This window comes from Mesorhizobium sp. B1-1-5, assembly GCF_006443065.1.
Taxonomy (GTDB): Bacteria; Pseudomonadota; Alphaproteobacteria; order Rhizobiales; family Rhizobiaceae; genus Mesorhizobium.
Genome location: NZ_VFWS01000220.1, coordinates 1 through 2,804, shown reverse-complemented (window position 1 = coordinate 2,804; position 2,804 = coordinate 1). Strand labels below are relative to the sequence as shown.

General features: G+C 66.1%; 4 protein-coding genes. All 4 read left to right on the top strand.

Annotation, left to right across the window (positions count from 1 at the left end; translation table 11 throughout):
* The coding region (locus FJ980_RS29605) for a PfkB family carbohydrate kinase (protein WP_140547169.1) at positions 1-702 on the top strand (702 nt) is incomplete at its 5' end.
* The gene (locus FJ980_RS29600) at positions 699-1,463 is read left to right on the top strand and encodes a DUF429 domain-containing protein (RefSeq protein WP_140547168.1); all 765 of its coding nucleotides are present in this window, start codon (positions 699-701) and stop codon (positions 1,461-1,463) included. The genes FJ980_RS29605 and FJ980_RS29600, both read left to right, overlap by 4 nt.
* A 162-nt stretch (positions 1,464-1,625) precedes the next feature.
* Positions 1,626-2,267: a carbonic anhydrase gene (locus FJ980_RS29595; RefSeq protein ID WP_140547167.1), complete on the top strand. Its 642-nt coding sequence runs from the start codon at positions 1,626-1,628 to the stop codon at positions 2,265-2,267.
* A 55-nt stretch (positions 2,268-2,322) separates the two neighbouring features.
* A complete protein-coding gene (locus FJ980_RS29590) occupies positions 2,323-2,694 on the top strand; it encodes a nuclear transport factor 2 family protein (RefSeq protein WP_246676596.1) in 372 nt (123 codons plus the stop codon).
* Positions 2,695-2,804 lie beyond the last annotated feature (110 nt).

Sequence of the window (2,804 nt, the reverse complement as noted above, 5' to 3'; positions counted from 1 at the left end):
CCGCCGCTCGATCAGTTCAAGGCGCTGATGGCCGATCTTGAGCGCGCGCCCTGGCTGGGCGAGGTGAGGGCCGTGCTGTCGGGCTATCTCGGCGAGGCAGGCCAGGCCGACGCGGTCGCCTCGCTGGTCGCCGCCGTCAAGGAAAGGACGCCGAACGCGCTTTACATCTGCGACCCGGTGATGGGCGATTCGGGCGGGCTCTACGTGCCCGAGCCGACGGCCGTCGCCATGCGCGACAAATTGATGCCAATCGCTGATATCGCGACGCCCAACCGCTATGAGCTGGAATGGATGGCGGGCGCGCCGCTGCCCGACATCAAGGCGGTGACAGCGGCGGCGCTTCACGCCGGCCCTTCGACCATGCTGGTGACTTCGGCGCCCGCGATGATGATGGGCGGCACCGGCAATTTCCTGCTCGACGGCAGCCAGGCGCTGCTTGCCGAGCACCGCGTGATCGAGAAGCCGCCGAACGGGCTTGGCGACCTGACGGCGGCCGTCTATCTGGCGCGCGTTCTCTCCGGCCAGCCGCCGGTCAAGGCGCTGCAATCGACCACCGCCGCCGTCTACGAGATCCTCGCCCGCACCGCGAAGCGCGGCGGCGACGAGCTTCAGCTCGAAACCGACGCGCAGAGCCTGTCGCACCCCATGGCCATGGTGCAGTTGCGCCATCTCCTGCATCCCGGGCGGGACAAGCGGGCGTGAAGCCTGACGGCGGGCTGGCAGGCGTCGACGGCTGTAAGGCCGGCTGGATCGCCGTCCACCGCGAAGCGGACGCCGCGCCGTCGGTCTCGGTCTTCCCGAGCTTCCAGGCGCTGCTCGACGCGCTGCCGGACGCAACGATCGCCGTCGACATGCCGATCGGCCTGCCGGATTTTGCGAGCAGAGGCGGTCGCGGGCCGGAAGCGCTGGTGCGGCCTCTGCTCGGGGCACGGCAATCGAGCGTGTTCGCCATCCCCTCGCGGGCGGCGCTCTATGCCGATACCAGCGACTTCACCACGATCGAGGCCTGGTATGCGGCGCATCGGCTGGCAAGCGCGACGGCATTGGCAACGTCGGATCCGCCGCGCGGCGTTTCCATCCAGGCTTTCGGCATCTTTTCGAAGATCCGCGAGATCGATCAATTGTTGATCGCGCGACCGGAGCTGTGCCGTCGCATCTTCGAATCGCATCCGGAAGTGGCTTTCTGCCGGCTGAACGGCGGCACGGCGATGGCCTTGCCGAAGAAGATCAAGGGAGCGGTCAACCCGGCCGGCATGGAGGAGCGCAAGGTGCTGCTTTGCCGGCATGGCTACGGCAAAGCCTTTCTCGACCAGGCGCCGCCGCGCGGCGCGGCGAGCGACGACTTCCTCGACGCCGCGGCCATGATGCTGATTGCCGGACGCATCGCCAGCGGCGAGGCAAAGCCTTCTCCAGATCCGCCATTGATCGATCGTTTCGGCATTCCCGTTGCCATCTGGGCCTGACGAAGCCATGAATGCCGCATCGCGATTGCGACGGGCTCATCCGCAATTCGGCATTGCTCGCGACCGACTTTTGCCGCTAGAGGCTTTCCCAGACTTCAGGCAGACATCGCTCGAACACCACATTCGTGCGCATCCAACCCGGAAAGGGCCCAGACGCCGCCCATGCCTCACCTCCCCGAGCACCTCCTCGCCGGCTATCGGAACTTCATGGCCGGCCGCTATCCCTCGGAAAGCGACCGCTATCGCTCGCTGGCGCGCGAAGGCCAGGCGCCGGAAACGATGATCGTCGCCTGCTGCGATTCACGCTCAGCCCCGGAGGCGATCTTCGACGCCGGCCCCGGCGAGCTCTTCGTGCTGCGCAATGTCGCCAATCTGGTGCCGCCTTATGAGCCGGACGGCGAATATCACTCGACATCGGCCGCGCTGGAATTCGCCGTGCAGAGCCTGAAGGTCAAGAACATCGTGGTGATGGGCCACGGCCGCTGCGGCGGCATCCGTGCCGCTCTCGACACCAATTCCTCGCCGCTGTCGCCTGGCGACTTCATCGGCAAATGGATGAGCCTGATCGCGCCGGCCGCCGAGACGGTGGCCTCCAGTACCATGATGACGGCGACCGAGCGCCAGACGGCGCTGGAACGCATTTCCATCCGCTACTCGATCGCCAATTTGAGGACCTTCCCCTGCGTCTCGATCCTGGAAGGCAAGGGACGGCTCTCGCTGCACGGAGCCTGGTTCGACATCTCGACCGGGGAGCTTTGGGTGATGAACAAGGAAACCGGCGATTTCGAGCGGCCCGAGCTGTAACGGAGGGGCGATGCACCGGACCTGGCGGAGGTTCCTTCTCGCGGTGGCGCTGCTCATGTCCACGGTCGCCCGCGCCAGCGCCGACGACGGCGCCATCATCGACCGCTGGTATTCGGCGCTGCTGGCCGCCGACAGGACCGAATTGTCCGAATTGCTTGCCGACGACGTGCGCATGAAGCTGGATGATATCGGCGTTGTGCAGACCAAGCAGGATTTCATCGCCTCGATCGACGAATGGCAGGGCGCGGTGGCGGGCGCCGCGATCCGTCATCGCATCGAAAAGAGCAAGAACGGCGAGACCACGGTGCTCGCCTGCTACGACTTCCCCAGCAACGACATGCTGATGCGCGAGACTTTTACCATCGCTGGCGGCCGGATCATTGCCAGCACCCAGACGGCGGTCGCGCAGGACTGCAGCGCCTATTAGTTGGTGGTCGCATGCCCGGAGATTGGCCGAAAGGCCCGTCGCGATCGTCATTCTAGGGCGGAGCAAGGAGCGAAGCGACGCGGCGCAGACCCGAGGATCCATTCCGTGAC